The 16598-nt window shown below is 63.8% G+C and carries 20 protein-coding genes and 1 pseudogene; 11 read left to right on the top strand and 10 right to left on the bottom strand.

Going from position 1 to position 16598, the window contains the following annotated elements:
• Positions 1–81 precede the first annotated feature (81 nt).
• The 3 genes from AC07YR_RS13135 to AC07YR_RS13145 all read right to left on the bottom strand — a co-directional run bounded on the left by AC07YR_RS13135 (position 82) and on the right by AC07YR_RS13145 (position 2417).
• Positions 82–1326: a cytochrome P450 gene (locus AC07YR_RS13135; RefSeq protein WP_494734226.1), complete on the bottom strand. Its 1245-nt coding sequence runs from the start codon at positions 1324–1326 to the stop codon at positions 82–84.
• A 171-nt stretch (positions 1327–1497) separates the two neighbouring features.
• Positions 1498–1755: a DNA-processing protein DprA gene (locus AC07YR_RS13140; protein WP_055806337.1), complete on the bottom strand. Its 258-nt coding sequence runs from the start codon at positions 1753–1755 to the stop codon at positions 1498–1500.
• A 38-nt stretch (positions 1756–1793) separates the two neighbouring features.
• On the bottom strand, positions 1794–2417 hold the full coding sequence (locus AC07YR_RS13145) for a TetR/AcrR family transcriptional regulator (RefSeq protein WP_494734227.1): 624 nt from the start codon (positions 2415–2417) through the stop codon (positions 1794–1796).
• 103 nt (positions 2418–2520) lie between these two features.
• Here AC07YR_RS13145 and AC07YR_RS13150 point away from each other — a divergent pair, with 103 nt between their 5' ends.
• Entirely contained in the window at positions 2521–3309 is a 789-nt protein-coding gene (locus tag AC07YR_RS13150; protein WP_055806343.1) for an SDR family NAD(P)-dependent oxidoreductase, read from the top strand.
• A 76-nt stretch (positions 3310–3385) separates the two neighbouring features.
• Complete coding sequence (locus AC07YR_RS13155; protein WP_494734228.1) at positions 3386–4243, top strand: PhzF family phenazine biosynthesis protein; 858 nt, start codon at positions 3386–3388, stop codon at positions 4241–4243.
• Positions 4244–4322: 79 nt separating this feature from the next.
• On the opposite strand, the gene AC07YR_RS13160 is transcribed toward AC07YR_RS13155, so the two are convergent.
• On the bottom strand, positions 4323–4838 hold the full coding sequence (locus AC07YR_RS13160) for a barstar family protein (protein ID WP_494734229.1): 516 nt from the start codon (positions 4836–4838) through the stop codon (positions 4323–4325).
• A gap of 173 nt (positions 4839–5011) precedes the next feature.
• Between AC07YR_RS13160 and AC07YR_RS13165 the strand changes: the two genes are divergently transcribed.
• Positions 5012–6685, top strand: a complete 1674-nt coding sequence (locus AC07YR_RS13165) for a phosphodiester glycosidase family protein (protein ID WP_494734230.1) — start codon at positions 5012–5014, stop codon at positions 6683–6685.
• A 203-nt stretch (positions 6686–6888) separates the two neighbouring features.
• Here the strand turns inward: AC07YR_RS13165 and AC07YR_RS13170 are convergent, their stop codons facing one another.
• Positions 6889–7080 (bottom strand): three-helix bundle dimerization domain-containing protein, encoded by a 192-nt coding sequence (locus tag AC07YR_RS13170; RefSeq protein WP_494734231.1) that lies wholly within the window; start codon positions 7078–7080, stop codon positions 6889–6891.
• A gap of 217 nt (positions 7081–7297) precedes the next feature.
• Here AC07YR_RS13170 and AC07YR_RS13175 point away from each other — a divergent pair, with 217 nt between their 5' ends.
• The gene (locus tag AC07YR_RS13175) at positions 7298–7477 is read left to right on the top strand and encodes a hypothetical protein (RefSeq protein ID WP_494734232.1); all 180 of its coding nucleotides are present in this window, start codon (positions 7298–7300) and stop codon (positions 7475–7477) included.
• Positions 7478–7493: 16 nt separating this feature from the next.
• On the opposite strand, the gene AC07YR_RS13180 is transcribed toward AC07YR_RS13175, so the two are convergent.
• A complete protein-coding gene (locus tag AC07YR_RS13180) occupies positions 7494–7778 on the bottom strand; it encodes a hypothetical protein (protein ID WP_055806353.1) in 285 nt (94 codons plus the stop codon).
• 216 nt (positions 7779–7994) lie between these two features.
• Between AC07YR_RS13180 and AC07YR_RS13185 the strand changes: the two genes are divergently transcribed.
• Complete coding sequence (locus tag AC07YR_RS13185; RefSeq protein WP_494734233.1) at positions 7995–8447, top strand: GNAT family N-acetyltransferase; 453 nt, start codon at positions 7995–7997, stop codon at positions 8445–8447.
• A 28-nt stretch (positions 8448–8475) separates the two neighbouring features.
• On the opposite strand, the pseudogene AC07YR_RS13190 reads toward AC07YR_RS13185, so the two are convergent.
• Positions 8476–8709, bottom strand: a pseudogene (locus tag AC07YR_RS13190) (recombinase family protein); the annotation flags it as partial.
• Positions 8710–9428: 719 nt separating this feature from the next.
• Between AC07YR_RS13190 and AC07YR_RS13195 the strand changes: the two are divergent.
• Positions 9429–9779 carry a hypothetical protein gene (locus AC07YR_RS13195; RefSeq protein ID WP_494734234.1) on the top strand — a complete coding sequence of 117 codons (351 nt, stop codon included), beginning with the start codon at positions 9429–9431 and terminating at the stop codon, positions 9777–9779.
• A gap of 111 nt (positions 9780–9890) precedes the next feature.
• On the opposite strand, the gene AC07YR_RS13200 is transcribed toward AC07YR_RS13195, so the two are convergent.
• From AC07YR_RS13200 to AC07YR_RS13210, 3 genes are all read right to left on the bottom strand, one after another.
• Positions 9891–10076 (bottom strand): hypothetical protein, encoded by a 186-nt coding sequence (locus AC07YR_RS13200; protein ID WP_494734235.1) that lies wholly within the window; start codon positions 10074–10076, stop codon positions 9891–9893.
• A gap of 143 nt (positions 10077–10219) precedes the next feature.
• A complete protein-coding gene (locus AC07YR_RS13205) occupies positions 10220–10405 on the bottom strand; it encodes a hypothetical protein (protein WP_494734236.1) in 186 nt (61 codons plus the stop codon).
• A 100-nt stretch (positions 10406–10505) separates the two neighbouring features.
• Complete coding sequence (locus AC07YR_RS13210) at positions 10506–11078, bottom strand: IclR family transcriptional regulator (RefSeq protein ID WP_494734237.1); 573 nt, start codon at positions 11076–11078, stop codon at positions 10506–10508.
• Between the two features lie 233 nt (positions 11079–11311).
• Here AC07YR_RS13210 and AC07YR_RS13215 point away from each other — a divergent pair, with 233 nt between their 5' ends.
• The 5 genes from AC07YR_RS13215 (at position 11312) to AC07YR_RS13235 (ending at position 16589) form a co-directional block, all read left to right on the top strand.
• Positions 11312–12331 carry a VOC family protein gene (locus AC07YR_RS13215; protein WP_494734238.1) on the top strand — a complete coding sequence of 340 codons (1020 nt, stop codon included), beginning with the start codon at positions 11312–11314 and terminating at the stop codon, positions 12329–12331.
• A gap of 6 nt (positions 12332–12337) precedes the next feature.
• Positions 12338–13300: a fumarylacetoacetate hydrolase family protein gene (locus tag AC07YR_RS13220; RefSeq protein WP_436057463.1), complete on the top strand. Its 963-nt coding sequence runs from the start codon at positions 12338–12340 to the stop codon at positions 13298–13300.
• Positions 13297–14331 carry a cyclase family protein gene (locus AC07YR_RS13225; RefSeq protein ID WP_436057462.1) on the top strand — a complete coding sequence of 345 codons (1035 nt, stop codon included), beginning with the start codon at positions 13297–13299 and terminating at the stop codon, positions 14329–14331. The genes AC07YR_RS13220 and AC07YR_RS13225 overlap by 4 nt, the downstream gene beginning before the upstream one ends.
• Positions 14332–14394: 63 nt before the next feature.
• On the top strand, positions 14395–15519 hold the full coding sequence (locus tag AC07YR_RS13230; protein WP_494734239.1) for an FAD-dependent monooxygenase: 1125 nt from the start codon (positions 14395–14397) through the stop codon (positions 15517–15519).
• Positions 15516–16589 carry an amidohydrolase family protein gene (locus AC07YR_RS13235; protein WP_436057460.1) on the top strand — a complete coding sequence of 358 codons (1074 nt, stop codon included), beginning with the start codon at positions 15516–15518 and terminating at the stop codon, positions 16587–16589. Before AC07YR_RS13230 ends, AC07YR_RS13235 begins: the two co-directional genes overlap by 4 nt.
• Positions 16590–16598: the final 9 nt, after the last annotated feature.

A 16598-nucleotide genomic window follows, 5' to 3' on the forward strand; every position in this document is an offset into this window, starting at 1 on the left:
GCCGCAAGCGGCTGTCTGGTTGCTGGCGTCGTGTCTGGTTGTGGTTGCGGTATTACGCGGCCGGTACTGCCTTCGGGTTGTTCAGGCGGTTCGGACGCGGACGGGCAGGGATGCCCAGGCCCGCAGGGTGTTGTTGTGGTGCCTGCGGGTTGGTCCTGAAATCTCTATGGAGGTGATCCTCTTGGCCAGGACGCTCAAGATGGTCGCTGCCTCCAGGCGCGCGATGTGCTGGCCGACGCATTGGTGGATGCCGAAGCCGAAACCTACATGGCCGGAGGGATCCCGGTTCAGGTCGAAAGCATCCGGGTTTTCCCAGCGTCGCGGATCCCGGTTGGCTGATCCGAGGAACATGAGGATCTTGCGGCCTTCGGGGATGAGTGCGCCGCCGACTTCGATGTCCCGTGTGGTGGTCCGGAAGAACGTCTGGACAGGTGACTCGAACCGTACGGCCTCGTCAAAGGCGGTGCGCGACAGGGCGGGTTTTTCGCGCAGCAGGTCCCACTGGTCAGGGTGGGTGGCGAAGGCGTAGAGGACGGCTGCCGGGCCATTCACTGTAGTGTCCACTCCGGCGGTGAGCAGCGAGCGGACAATCAGGGGCGCCTGGGCCTCGGTGATGTCTCCCCTGTCCGCGGCGGCCCAGATCTGGGCACCGAATCCGTCCGCCGTCAGGACATCGCGTGCGCATTGGGAGCCTATCGAGGCCGAGAGTCCGGCCACGCGCGGCGCCCCTTTGGCGACGAGCTCGTTTGGCGGGCCGAAGGCGTTGAAGACGCGGTCCCCGTAGGGAAGGAGGTCTTCCCTGCCCGCCTGGGGTATTCCCACGGCGTCGGGAAAGACCCGGAGGGGAAACGCCGCGGCCAGGTCCGTGACGGCATCGAACTCTTTGCCTCTTGCCAGCAGGTCCTCGACCAGTTCCTCAGCGTCGGTGGCCCAGGATTCGCCCAGCCTGCGGATTTCACGGGGCCCGAGGATCTTGGTGAGGACCGCGCGGGGCGCGTCGTGGTGGGGTGGGTCCGCTTCGAGCAGCAGGCTCGGGGGACGCCACGGCTTGTCATAGCGGAAGTTGCTCAGTCCGACGCCGGCCGCGGACTGGAAGGTTTGCCAGTCGGTCAGGGCGGCGTGCACTTCGTTGGAGCGGCCCATCGCGAAGACATCATATTTGTCCAGATGGACCACCGGGCCCGCGGCGCGGAGGGTCTGCCTGGAAGGGAAGCGGGTCCTCCAGAACAGGGCCAGGGGCGGCGGAGCCCTGCGGAGCCGGCACTGGCCCCACAGCCGGCCGCGCCAGCGGACGCCCTTTTCTGGTGAGCCCTGCGGACGCTCCATCAGGACCCCGGTCTTCTTTCGGCGTCCCTGACTTCGGTGGCCGCGCGTCCCCGGTCGCCGGCGGTGCGTGTGCGTATGGCGGTCCGCCGCCGCCGACCCACGGCGCAAGCCGACCACGGCGGCGGACCGCCAGCGGTGACCGCCCCGGAAAGGGGGCGGCCACCTGAAGGATTAGTCTGCGAGAAGTTCGGCTGCATCGGACACCAGCACCGCCGCGCCTTCTTTCAGGAGCCTGTGGCATCCTGCGGAGTTGGCGCTGTGCACGCTCCCGGGGACGGCCGCGACATGCCAGGCAATGGTTTCGGCGTGGTGTGCAGTGTTGGGCGCCCCTGAGCGCCAGCGGGCTTCCACGACACAGGTCACCCCTGCAAGGGCGGCGATGATGCGGTTTCTCTGCAGGAAGGATGCCTGACGGCTGGTTCGTCTCAACGGGGGTTTATGACGCTGAGTTCATCTAGGCGAGCGGCTCAGGCGCCGATTCCCGAGGCTCCCTGGGGTGCGGGACCTGCGGCCATGCCTGCCCACAACAGGTCTGTTGTGGCAACCGTCAGGGCGTCGATGGAAGTTCCATCCAGGAGGTTGCCCGCCGCCAGCACAGCGGCTCCATGCAGGCTCACAAAGCAGACGAGCGCGAGCATCTCGCGGTCCCCTGGCGCCACCTCCCCGGCGTCCTGGGCTTCAGCGATGAGCGCCCTGGCGACCGCTATGCCGTCTTCACCGATGCTGCGCAGTTCATCGCTGGCGTCAGGATGGTGTTTGGTGGAGTGCATCACGGCCAACAGGACCGGGTGGGCGACCGCGAAGTCCACATAGGCCCTGGCGATCCGGACAAAGCGTGACCGATGGCCTCCGGCGGCTTTGGACGCTCTTGTGATCCGGGCATTCATGCTGCGGAAACCGTCTAGGGCGAGGGCATCGAGAAGCGCCTGCTTGTCACGGAAATGCTTGCCGGGTGCCGCGTGGCTCACACCCAGATCACGCGCGAGCTGCCGCAGGGAAAGCCCCTCGACTCCTGCTTCTTCGATGACTTCCCTTGCACGGGCCAGCAGCGCCTCGCGGAGCTTACCGTGATGGTAGGGCTGATCGGTCATGAGATGAGTATAGCCACAAAGTAGTCATTGACTACAATGATGCCAATGTCTACTATGTAGCCATTGGCTACATAGAGTAGCTGCCACACGGAATGGATTCGACATGACCATGAGCTACACCGGAACCACGGCACTCATCACTGGAGCGAGCTCCGGGCTCGGCGCGGAGTTTGCCGCACGATTTGCAGCGCGCGGGGCCAACCTTGTGCTGGTCGCACGGCGGACCGACAGGCTTGAGGATCTCGCCCGGAAGCTGCGCGACGCGCACGGCATTTCGGTGACTACGCTCTCGAAGGATTTGAGCCGTGCGGGAGCCGGAGCGGAACTCCGCGAGGAGCTTGCCGGCCGGGGCATCCGCATCGACACCCTGATCAACAACGCGGGCTTCGCCACGAGCGGCCCTTTGGTCAAGGAAGACCCCGCGGTCATCGCATCGGAGATCTCCCTCAACGTGGCCTCTCTCGTCGAGACCACGCGGGCATTCCTCCCCGAGATGCTCGCCGCCGGGAGGGGCGCACTCATCAATGTGGCCAGTACCGCAGCTTTTCAGCCGGTGCCTGGGATGGCGGTTTACGGAGCAACCAAGGCATTTGTCCTGAGCTTCACCGAAGCCGTGGCGCATGAGACGAAGGAATCCGGCCTTCGTGTACTCGCGCTCTGCCCGGGGGCTACCCGCACCGAGTTTTTCGATGTACTCGGGAGCCAGGCCGCAGCGGTCGGCCGGCTGCAGGGCGCCAGCGATGTCATCGACACCGCCCTGCGCGCTCTCGATCGCCGCACTACACCCGTGAGCGTCGTCTCAGGCTTGGGAAATCGCCTGCTGGCCGGCATCGCGCAGCGCCTCCCCCGAAACATCGCCCTCGCCATGGCCGGCAGAGCCGTACAGGACTAGTGCTACAGTCGCATTTCGCTTCGCCCTGTTGGTCTTCGCCACGCCCGTATCTTCACAACCCACCGAGGATGTAGCAATGAATCAGACACCCGACGTACTTCGTTATGCCGCCTTTACCAGCACCCCCGACGGGGGAAATCCGGCGGGAGTAGTACTGGACGCAACCCGTCTCGATGACGCCCGGATGCAGGCCATCGCGGCCGACGTCGGGTATGCGGAAACCGTCTTTGTCACGGAGGTGTCGGTTGACGGGGACTCCCGCCGGAACCGGGTGCGGTACTTCTCCCCGATCGCCGAGGTGCCGTTCTGCGGCCATGCCACAATTGCTTTGGCCGTCGCGCTGTCAGGGCGGGATGGCGCGGGGACCTTTGTTTTCGAGACCCTGGTAGGGCCCGTCGTGATCGAGACTGCAGGCCATGGCTCAGCGGTGACCTCATCCTTCACGAGCGTGGAGCCGCGAGTAGCCGAGTTCCCCGACGATGTTCTAACCACCCTGCTCGGGTTGCTCGGCATGCGCCGGGGCGAGTTGCACCCGGCGTACCCGCCGATGGTCGCTTTTGCCGGAAACTGGCACCCCATTCTCGTCTTCGCGGAACGCAAGGCCTTTGACTCGTTCGTTTTCGACCCGGATACCATGCGCACACTGATGGATGCGCAAGACTGGGCTGGCACCGTCACGACGCTCTACGAGATGGGGCCGGGCGAATTCGACTCGCGCAACCTCTTCCCGGTGGGCACCATCACCGAAGATCCGGCGACCGGTTCGGCTGCCGCCGCTTTCGGCGGATACCTGCGCCTGCTCTCACTCGTGGAACCGCCAAGCCGCGTGGTGGTGCGACAGGGAAGCCATGTCGGCCGCCCGAGCGTGCTCACCGTCGACATGCCTCCGTCCGGCGGGATAATCGTGCACGGAGAAGCCGTCGAAATGGCTTGATCCGTACGGGACTCCATACCGCGGTGCGATGCTGCTGTCGCGTTTGGGGAACCCTATGCGGGACGGATCTCAAAACTACTTAGAGGCCGCGGGTTTGGCGTGCTGAATCGGCAGCTTCAAGGTAGTTCCACATGACTGTTGTTCCGCCGACAGGCGGAACGGAAAGCTTCGGGTCTGAGCTATGCACCAAGCACATCAGGCGGTGACCAAACAAGGCTGCGTAGGAGGCTTGGCGGGCAAACACGTCCAAAAGCCTATGAGCCCCGACGGGGTCAACAACTGAAAATTCCGCGCAGCCGCGAAGTACCAAGACTAGCCCGGTATCTGCGGCGACGGACCATCCATAAGAACCGACAGCAACCTCGCTCAGGCAATCGTTGAGCGCGTCCAAGCTGCCTCCGTAATAGGCGGGAAATTCGAGGGCCGAAGCGATGTCGACGTGCATTTGCTCCAACTCTTCCCACTCTGCGGCGTCAAGCGAAATGACCCGGTAACCATGGAGGGCAAGCCACTCAGCGGTATCTTCCAGGACCGACTTCTGAAAGAACAAACTAATGAAGCCGTTTGGGACAAGGTACGCGCGCTTATCAACCAAGGACCAGTACCCGGTTCTCGACGAAAAATAGGAGTGAAGGTTGCTTGGGTGGCGACTGTCGGGAACATCTGGACACCGCCTCCCAAACGCGTGGAGAACACTTCCCGAAAGCATAGTTAACGAGGGCGCTTGCGTGCCAAGTCCCACCCCGAAACACCCTAGTGTCGGTAACCATGATCAATCCCAATCATCGTCACCGCCGTGCGGTTATCACCGCGCTTGCCGTGTCCCTCCCCATTGCCTTCCTGGCACCAGCAGGCGCCTCCACCGCGGCACCCACGGCTCCGGAACTGGATCAGCAGACCGCCCGATCATTACAGCCTTCCCACCTGGATCTGGGCGCGCAGGACCTGCCCGAGACGCGCAACGTGACCACTCTGGCCCCAGGCCTTACCCGGACCACAATCACCCGGGGTGCCCCTAACCAGGACTTCTTCTGGACCGCTGAGGTTGCCGTTCCGTCCACCTCCCTGGATCCGGACGCTCCGGCATCAGCGCTGTCCACCCAGGCAAAAGCCGATGAAGTCGCCGACAAGCTCACCGCCGCAGGTGTTGTTGCACGGGTTGAGCATGTCCAGTCACCGCAGCTGGCCGATGCCGGCGGGGACCTCGGCTACCGTGTGCGAGCCGGCCACTTCTCGGCCAAAACCGACGGTGCCGCCACTGTCGCCCAGATCCAGGCGGCCGGCTACAAATCCTCAGTGATCTACACCGGCTGGGATGGCGACGAAGGCTCCAGCCAAAACGACCGCGGGCCCTGGAAGCTGGAGGTCCTCACCATTGATCCCAAGGAATTCCGCGGCGACCTTACGTCCTCTTTCGGCCCCAACCTCGAAGACCGGGAAACGACCAGCCAGCTCGCGGCCGCCTCCGGCGCATTGGCAGCGACCAACGGCGGCTACTTCGTCATGGACCCCGCCGCTGGAGCCCCGGGCGATCCCGCAGGCGCCGCGGTGCACGACGGCAAGGTCCTCAGCGAACCCGTCGGGGACCGGCCCTCCCTCGTCATCGGCGCCAAGAACGAGACCTCCATCCAGCGGCTGCAATGGCACGGCACAGTCACCACCCCCGTCAACACGGCAGAGCTCGCCCTGGACGGTCTGAACCGCGTGCCGGGCCTCATCCGCAACTGCGGCGGCACCGACGACACGCCGACGAACCTTCCGCTGCACGACTTCACCTGCACCGACGCAAACGAGATCGTCGCCTTCACCCCGGAGTTCGGCGCTACAACACCGTCCGGTCCCGGACTCGAAGCCCTCCTCGACGCCCATGGCACGGTCACCGCCGTCAACAACACCCGGGGCACCACTGTCCCGGCCGGCGGCCACACCCTGCAGGCCACAGGAGCGGAGGTCGACAAGCTCGCAGCCCTGGCTAAGGCCGGCTCCAAGCTGACGGTCAACACGGATCTGCTCAACGAAGCCGGGAAACCCCTCAAGACCAGCGCCACCACCGACGTGGTCAACGGCGGACCGACACTGGTCCAAAACGGCGAGCTCAACGTGACCGCCAAGCGCGACGGCATGGTGCGCACCGGAGACGGCAACTCCTTCTTCTACGGGTGGGTGCACAAGCGGAATCCGCGCACCATTGCAGGCGTTGACGCCCAGGGCCGTACCCTGCTGGTCACCGCCGACGGGCGCCAGACGACGTCTCTCGGACTGAGCATCAAAGAATCCGCCGACGTGGCCCGGTCCCTGGGCATGGTCAACGCGATCAACCTGGACGGCGGCGGATCAACAACGATGGTCCAGAGCGGTCAGGTCGTAAACTCCCCGTCCGACGCGGCCGGTGAACGCCCGGTCGGAGACGCACTCCTCGTCTTGCCCGGCCGCAAGCCGTAGCCCGGCACAGGCCAAGACGCCGACTTCCCGGACCGGTTGCGCGACGTCGGCTGAACGGTCACTGAAGCTGCCCAACCAGTACACCCTTACCCCTGCGCTGGCAACAAGGTGACCACTAGCCAGGCCACTGGAAGCCCCTGCACCTTCACAGGGCAGGGGCTTCCTTATATCTGGGCGGAGAAGCCTCGGGACGCGTGCAGCTACTACTGTCTTAGCCGGTCCTTGACGGCGTGTTCGACCAGGATCGGAACATAGTCACGGACCCTGCCGCTGTCCAACGTCCGGTGTTCCTGCTCGACGAGGTCTTCGATGTGTTGCCGCGGCACCGCCGGATACTTTTCGGCGAGCCGGTCCACGACATGGTCAAGTGCCCGCAATTCTTCGATGACTCCCATTGGGAGAGTTTCGGGCCGGCCATCCCCTGATACAAGACTGGTTTTTTTCGCCGGGCGGGGTTAACGGCCGCCACCTGCCCATCATCCTGCGGACATCAGCAGGCAACCTTCGCCCACCATCCTTCAAGCATGAGCACCACGACAGACACGCCCGGCACTTCCAGTCCTGAAAGAACCGCTATCCTCTCGATGGCGGCCCTTTCCTGCGGCGATCAAATTGAAGCCTCCTACAAGGGCACCCTGGTGCAACCGCGGCCAGGTCACGGAGATCGCCCCCAGCCAGGAGCTGTTCTGGATCACGGACTACCTCACCGGAAGCCGCCGCCTTCTGGACGTTGCCGAATTCGAGATCGTCCGGCTGGCCAATCCGTCTGCCACCGAAGAGTCGGGCATCTAGACGGGGGTCGTCCAATTTAGCCAGGGATGCTGAAGAAGCGTTTCGGGTCGTCGGAGCCCAGCAAGTCATGGTGGAAGGCGATGGCGTCAACGGGCCGGGTGTCCACAAACAGGACCGCGACCGTCCGGGAGTGGACGATGGTGTAGCGCGTGGGCCCGTCGAGCCAGGAGTGGATGCCGGTGTACTCCTCGACGAACAACCCGTCGCCGAGCAGGCCCCGCTCCTCGAGCAGGTTATAGACAACTTTCCAGGCGAGATCCATCAGGTCATGGATGGCCGCCTCCACAGTTGGAGCCGTCATATCTCCATGGTGCTCCCGGGCACTGACAGTCTTGCGGAGCCTGGCCGCGTGTCCTGAAGACGGAACGGAACAAGGGTATCCCCGGGTGCCGATCAACGAAAAGTCAACATTTCTTGCTGGAGTCGTCGATCAGCCACCGCCTTACGGGCGTTGCTGTCGAGCAGCTATCCGGCAAGCGTTTTGCGTCGAAGCGGACTGTCCGGTTGGATGATTGTTGTGTCAGCTGAATGGGTGTTCCGGGCAAGTGATCTTTCTGACGCGCAATGGATGGCGGAGTTGCGAGCCGAAGTCATGCGTCCCGACCTGGAACGACTTGGTCGTTATGACCCGGGCCGTGTTCGCAAGCGCTTCCTTGACGCCTTCATTCCCGCGCACACTCGCGTTATCCAAGTCGACGCGGAAGACATTGGGCTCGTGGCACTCCGTCCAGAATCCGATGCTCTATGGCTAGAACACTTCTACCTCGCGCCGGCACATCAGGGACAGGGTATTGGGAGCAAAGTTCTGGCCCAGATCATGGCGGAACGCGATGATAGGCGACCTTACCGTCTTAACGTCCTTCGAGGCAGCCCTGCACGCCACTTGTACGAGCGCCACGGATTCGTCCTCGATCACGAAGATCTCGTCGACGTCTATCTGGAAGCCCCTCCACTCGCGGCTGCACGCTAGCCGATTGACTCACGTGCGGCGGGGCCACGGAGACCGGCCAGCCGAAACGTGTGCCATTCTGCCTCGCGGCTGCGATGCCGGCGTTGACCCGCTCAACGATCAGATCGCGCGCGTACTCGGCGAGGGTGGCGAGCATATTCAGCATCGTGCGCCCGGTCGATGTCGCCGGGTCAATGCCGTCGGCGATCGAGCGCACATGGACGCCGTGGTCGCGCAGCAGGGTCACGGTGTTGAGCACGTCGATCAGCGACCGGCCCAACCGAGCAAAATGGTTGAACCGAACATCAGTGCTGTAGTAGTAGCTGGCTCCGGCGCTGAAGAAAGGGCATAAAGCCAGTCTTCTGTGCGCTCGTCACCGAGTTGCGGTTGGCAACGCTCAGACGATGCCAACCGTGACCAAAGCGCGCACGAGAATGCGAGAACAGGAGACGAATCACCGCGCTCCGCCTGTCACAGCATCTAGGAATCTCCCGAGGAGATCGGCCAGTTCCTCGGGAGACTCCAACTCGAGGTGCTCAAAGACCGAGGCAGTGAAGGGCCCATGGTTGAACTCGGCGTCACCAGACTCCCAAAGTAACAACTCAACGTCCGAGTCAGTAGACAGAGCCACCAGGAGATGAACTGACGGGTTTGCCGTGCCCGGCGGGCCGGACACAAGCGTGACTTGACCGTGCTGCTCGAGCACATCCCGGTGCGCCGCAACCCAAGTTTCAAGGCGAGCAAGGTGCGTCATCGGCGACACAGTACCACGATGCAGGTGGCGGGCGGCATTTGGCTCTGTTGAAACTTCTTATGACTGGTCTCCCCAGACAAGAACTTTGACGCAGAAAGTCTCTCCGAACACCGAAACTGCATTTCCCGTTGCTATGTCTCCCTTAGCGATCAGCGACATAATGCACGATTGCTTTAATTGCTACTTTCCAATCGCCGGAGCCCCACGAGGTTTTCCATCCATAGGACAGTTCTTACCGCTCACTGCGCTTGGGGCAAATTACAACTGAACATTTTGATTCTACGTACATTCATTCGTATCCGGCAAATGAATGGAGCCAAAAGATAACCGGCTTTGGCTTTCGCTTCTTGACCGCGGCAGGGCATGTAGATGGATTAGGGTCATCCATTTCGTTTGACATCGATAAATACGGACCCCTGGAAACGAGTACATTTCTTTCAGTTTCAGGATGGATTGCCGATAACGATCTAGGAGATGCCGGAAATCATCTGTACGTGATTGGTGCGGAAGAGTCATGGCAGGCCTTTGCTGTCAATATCATGACAGCATTTGGCGAGTACTACGATCCGTATCCTGTAACCTGGACAGAATTCCGTTAGTTTATTCGGAAAGAGGCGCCATTCGATCAGTGGTCGAGTGGCGCCTCCACGTTCCTGTAGACAACCCTGCCAGCCTTGCTGCTTCAGAGGAAATAAGGCCGAACACTATGCTCATGCCGAGTACCCAAAAGTAGAACCTACAATTGCGGCCAGAAAAACAGCAACGGAAAAGGTCAGAACGCTAAACTTGCCCGAAGCAATCCAGGTGCCGATCAGAACCGACACAAATAACGGCGCCGCAAGCATTCCAAGAACGACTCGTCGAGTCGCTAAGTTTGCTCTAAATTGAGCAGTCATACTGCATTCTTACTCAAATCAGCTCACAAGGTCGGCCATTCAAGCGAGCCGCATCACTAAAACCGATATCCATGCAGCTTTGCGTCGTATCACTGAACCTTATAGTGCCGGTACGGCGGAAGTTCTTTCCGACGCATACTCCGTCACAGTGGTTTCTTCTTCATCATAAGCACCACATCGACATGGGATCCTGGTGTCCAGTCAGGCAGCCTGCGGCCGTCGGGATGGGCCAATGTCAGGGCTACCACTTCGTCAGCGACCCCGGCCTTCGCCGTCACCGTCAGCTTGACCTGTGACGCTTCGGCGGCGGAATTCTCTCCAGTGAACATCTCGGCTCCTTTGCTCGTCTTGTTCTCCACAAAGGTTCACTCACGGGTGACCGCCGCCACTACGCAACTCTCAATGGTCGAGAGGAAAACGTGGGACGACTTACGGGAGTGGCGGTGCCGGGTACGGCATCGCCCGGGAAACGGCGCCTGACGCGGCTTGAAGGACTGCGATGCGGGAGCGTGCAGTATCGTCATTGGGCACAATGATTGCCAGGGCGGCCACCACCTTGCCCAAAGGGTCCCGGACCGGCATGGCGACGCCGGTGGCGTCGGGGGGAATGTGCCCGGCGAGCAATGCATACCCTTGGCGCGCGGTCAGGCGCTCCACGAAGAGCACCTTATCGCCTTCCATGACTCCGAGCTGGATGTGCTGGCCAACGATTGCATGCAGGTCTTCCATGACAGGCATCGCTGCTTCCCGCAGGCTGAGCGTCGGTGAAGCCCGGGAGACGAGCTCCCACATGCGGACCCCGATCCGCACCTTCCGGTCCTCGTCCCGTTGCAGCCAGCCGAAGCTGCCCAGTTCCTCCACCAGCCGGGAGGCGGTAGCGATGTGCAATCCGGAACGGCGGGCAATTTCGGTGATGGTCAGCGCGGAATCGCCCGGCCCGAAGGCTTCGACGATGCGGACGACTCGGGAGAGTACAGACTCTCCCCCTTGGGTGCGGGGCATGTTCAATAGCATCCGTGATCGCCTCTCCCCGTGTCGAGCGTCATGGCCACCATCGCTACGCCTTGCGGAGAATCCACTAGCCGTCTCGAACGGCCGGCGGCAAACCTCCCTCATATATCCGTACGGCGAATAGCACATATCCCGATTTACGGCTTCCACGTATACCAAACCTGCCGCAGAGTAGTTCCAAGACCTGCAAAAACAGAGCAGCCAGTACGCAGAAGGAATTCAACGTGGAAACTCCCCTGTCCCATCTTGCCCACCTCGAAATCACCACCCCGGACGTCGACGCCTCGGCACGGTTCTACGAGGAAAAGTTCGGCATGCGCATCATCGACCGGGTGGACGGCAACGTCTACCTGCGCTGCTGGGGCGATTACTACCGCTACAGCCTGGTCATTACCGAAGGACCGGAAGCATCCCTGGGCCGGATGGCCTGGCGCACCAACTCCCAGGAAGCCCTCGAAGCGGCCGCCCAGCGCGTCGAAGCAACGGGCGTGCAGGGCACCTGGACCGCCGGCGGCCACGGCTACGGCAAGGCCTATGAATTCACGGGCCCTTACGGCCACCGCATGCGCCTCTTCTTCGACGTCGAAAAGTTCGTGGCAGAACCCGGTTTCGAGTCCACTTACCCGGACCGGCCGGAGCGCCGCAGCAGCCACGCCGCAGCACCCCGCTTCCTGGACCACGTCACAGTCGCCTGCTCCGACGTCCGTGGCTTCGCTAAGTGGCACAACGAAGCCCTGGGCTTCCGCGTCATGGCCTTCGTGGACCTGGACGAAGCACCCATCACCGTCTTCTCCGTCCTGACCACAAACGAAAAGTCCCACGACCTCGGCGTCGTCCTGGACACCTCCACCCGCGCCGGCCGCGTCAACCACATCGCGTTCTGGGTGGATGCCACCGAAGACCTCCTCCGCACTGCGGACGTCATGATGGAAAACGGCACTGCCATGGAATACGGGCCCTCCATCCACGGCGTGGGCGAGCAGAACTTCCTGTACTTCCGGGACCCGTCAGGGCTGCGCGTGGAGCTCAATTCCGGCGGCTACCGCAACTACGTCCCGGACTGGGAAGCCAACACCTGGAAGCCGTCCGAGGGCTCCAACAACTTCTACAAGAACGGCGCCATGCCGCACTCCATGACCGAATCCTTCCCGCCGGCCGAAGGCTTCACAGCCACCGAAGAAGGCGCCTCTCCCGAAATGAAGGAAGCCCTGCTGAACCCTTACGCCAAGCAGGGTCGGGGTTAAAACACCATGACCGAAGCAACGTACTCCCTTATCCGTTTCCAGGAGCCGGGTGACAGCAAAGCTCGCGTGGGCCTCTTGGTGGACCAGCGGGTCCTGCCGGTGGACGGTGACATCAACTCCCTGATCGAGCACTGGAACACTACCGAGGGCCGCTTGGACAGCCTGGCCGCCTCTGCAGGTGAGGAGACCGGCCTGGCGCTGGCCGACGTCGAAATTCTTGCCCCGGTGGAGCCGGTCCAGGTCCTGCAGACCGGCGCGAACTACCGCAAGCACGTGATCGACCTCGCCGCCGCACACCGCGAACCGGGCCAGGACGAAGAAGAAGTCCGCGCCACGACCGCCGCGATGATGGACAAGCGGGCAGGCCAGGGCACCCCGTACTTCTTCATCGGGCTTCCGACGGCGATCGCTTCCGCAACGGACGACCTCACCCTGCCTGCCTACTCCAAGTCCCATGACTGGGAACTGGAGCTGGCGGCGGTGATCGGCAGGACGGCCTTCCGGGTCACACCAGAGGAGGCACTGGAGTATGTGTTCGGCTACACGATGGTCAACGACATCACCACGCGGGAGTACGTTTTCCGCAAGGACATGCCCGCGATCGGATCGGACTGGTACCGCGCCAAGAACGCCCCGGGCTTCCTCCCCACCGGTCCGGTGCTGCTGCCGGCCAAGTTCTTCGGCGACCCGCAGGACGTGCAGGTGACCCTGAAGCTCAACGGCACGGCCATGCAGGACGAGTCAACGCAGGACATGATCTTCGGAGTGGCCAAGCTGGTCAGCGAGGCCTCCCAGATCATGCCGCTGCGTCCGGGCGACCTGGTCCTGACCGGCAGCCCTGCCGGCAATGGCCAGCACTGGGGCCGGCTGCTCCAGGACGGCGACGTCATGGAAGGCACCATCACCGGCCTGGGCACCCAGCTGATCCGCTGCAAGGATGAAGCTCACACTGAAGGCAGCAAGCCGTGACCACCCAGGACACACGCACCACCGGCACCGGGGAATCAGCCGATTCCCCGGTGATCCGGCGTGAGGATCCGCTGGGCAGCATCCGGGCCATGGCGGAGGCGCACAACAACTGGGGCCGCTGGGGCGCAGATGACGTCCTGGGCACCCTCAACTTCATCGACGCTGCGAAGCGCGTTGAAGCTGCGGCGCTCGTTAAGACCGGCGATGCGTTCTCGCTCTCCCAGCCGTTCGACACCAACGGCCCGCAAAAAGGCTGGCGGCGCCGCACCAACCCTGTCCACACCATGACGGACACCGGCGTGGACGCCGAACGCGGCAACCAGGGCTTCCCGCACGGCTTCGGCGGCGCTGATGATGTCATTGCCATGCCGCTGCAGTGCTCCACACAGTGGGACGGCCTCGGCCATATCTTCGACCAAGGCAAGGCCTGGAACGGCCGGGCCGCCGGCGACGTGGTCACCTCCGAGGGCGACCTTGTGACCGGCATCGAAACCGCCGCGGCCAAGATCGTCACCCGCGGCGTCCTGCTGGACGTCGGCCGCGCGCTCGGCCCGGAACTGGGAAGGACCGACGGCGAGCTGCCGGACGGGTTTGCCATCACCCCGGAACACCTTGAGCGCACCATCGAACTGCAGGGACCCAGCTCCATCGTCCGCCGCGGCGACATTGTGGTGATCCGCACCGGCCAGCACACCCGGGTCCGCCGCGACGGCTGGGGTGAATACGCCGGCGGCCCCGCACCCGGACTGTCCTTCAGCACCGCACCGTGGCTGCATCACAGCGAAATCGCCGGGATCGCCACGGACACCTGGGGCTTCGAAGTCCGTCCCAACGAATTCGACGGCGCCTTCCAGCCCCTCCACCAGATCGCCATCCCCAATCTGGGGCTCTTCCTGGGCGAAATGTGGGACCCGGACGCGCTGGCCGAGGCCTGCGCGGCTGATGGCCGGTACGACTTCATACTCACCGCTGCGCCGCTCCCCATCACGGGTGCGGTCGGATCGCCCGTCAACCCGATCGCCGTCCGGTAGCTTTCAGCTAAACAGCAACAACAATCCACCAGCAGTAACGCCGTCAACACAAAGGAGTCAGCGATGGCAGCAGTACAGAACGTCGGAATCGTGGGGGCGGGAGCCGCGGGACTGACCGCAGCCATCCTCCTGGCCGACGCCGGAATCGACGTCGAAATCCTGGAAAAGGCGGACGCTCCGCAGACCCTCGGATCGGGAATCACCCTGCAAGGGAACGCCCTGCGGATCCTGCGCCAGCTCGGGGTCTGGGAGCAGGTCGAGGCCAAGGGCTACGCATTCGGCACCCTCGGCCTGCGCGCACCGGACCCCGCCGGTACCGTGATCGCGGTCCTGGAGGACATGCGGACCGGCGGCGACGACCTCCCCGCCACCCTGGGCATGTACCGCCCCGACTTCACCACCATCCTCCGCGAACGCGCCGAACAGGCAGGGGCCCGCATCAGCTACGGCAGGACGGTCACCGGAATAGCGGACGACGGCGGCTCCGTCACCGTCAGCACCGCCGACGGCACGACCGAGAATTATGACCTCCTGATCGGCGCCGACGGCCTGCACTCAGCCGTCCGCAAGGCGATCGGCATCGACGTGGAACCTGCCTCCACCGGCATGGGCATCTGGCGTGCCTTTGTGGAGCGTCCCGCGGATGTGGTCCGCACCGACCTCACCTACGGCGGCCCCTGCTTCATCGCCGGCTACTGCCCCACCGGCCCGGACACCATCTACGCCTACCTGGTGGAGAAGGCCCAGGAGCGCAGGCACGAGGACGGCCCGCGCATCATGGCCGAACTCGCCGCTGCCTACGGCGGGCCATGGAACGAGATCCGCGCCAACCTGGACCACAGTGCCCGCATCAACTACACGTGGTTCACCACGCACCTGGTGGACGGGCCCTGGAACCGCGGCCGCACCGTGATCATCGGGGACGCCGCGCACAGCTGCCCGCCCACCATCGCGCAGGGCGCTGCCATGGCACTCGAGGACGCGGCGGTGCTCGCCGAACTGCTGATCAGCGCCGATGACGTCACCGAGACGCTTTGGAAGGAGTTCGCCGACCGCCGGCTGGACCGTGCCAAGGCAGTGGTCAACGCCTCCGTCCAGCTGGGCCAGTGGATGCTCGACGGCGTCCGCGACGCCGACGTGCCGGGCCTCATGCACTCGATCTCCAGCATGGTCAAGGAACCCGCATGAGCACCGATCCTGTTGCAAACCCCACGGTGGACGTCCACGCCCACATCCTGCTTCCGGCCCTGCAGCAGCTGGTTTCCGACGCCGACTCCGAAGGTTTTGGTGCCCAACAGGCCTTGGAGGTGCGCCGTAACGGCCCGGAGTCGATGGCCGCTTCAGGCCGGATGATCAAGGAGCGCTGGCCACAGCTGACGGACCTGGACCGCCGGCTGCAGGACATGGACGCCCAGGGCGTGGACGTGCAGCTGGTCTCGCCGTCGCCGTCGCACTTCTACTACTTCGCCGGCGAGGAACTGTCGCTTCAGCTGGCCCTGGCCGCCAACCGGGCGGTGCGCGAGTTCGTTGACCGCGCCCCGGAACGCCTCAACGGCCTGGGCCTGGTGCCGCTCCAGCATCCCGGGCTGATGGTGGACGCCCTGGAGCACGCGGTGCTGGAGTGCGGGCTGCTCGGCGTGGAGATCGGCTCGTTCGCCGCCACTCCCGGCGACCCGGAACGCAGCACCGTTGAACTCTCCGATCCGAGGCTTGAGCCGTTCTGGGCCCGGGCTGAAGAGCTGGGCGCACTGGTGTTCCTGCACCCGTTCGGCTGCTCCCTGGATGAACGGCTGGACCGCTTTTACCTGGCCAACACCGTGTCGCAGCCGGCCGAAAACGCGGTGGCCCTGTCGCACCTGATCTTCGGCGGAGTCCTGGACCGCCACCCGCTGCTGAAGGTTGTGGCTGCCCACGGCGGCGGATACCTTCCCACAAGCCTGGGCCGTTCCGACCACGCGTGGAAAGTCCGGCCGGAAGCACATGGCTGCGCCCAGCCGCCGTCGTCATACCTGAAGAAGCTCTACTTCGATTCGCTGGTCCATGACCCGGCTGAGCTGCGGGCGCTGGTGGCGGCAGCCGGCCCGGAGCAGGTGCTGCTGGGCTCCGACTACCCCTTCGACATGGGATCCGACCTCCCTGTGGACGAAGTGCGCGCGGCCAGCCTTCCCGCGGACGACGAAGCCAAAGTGCTGGCCGGTAACGCCGCAGCCCTCGGCATCACGCCCGCTTCAATCCTCACCGCCCGACCCACAGCTTAAGGGACAACG

The organism is Arthrobacter sp. GW460-12-1-14-TSB2 (assembly GCF_059423525.1).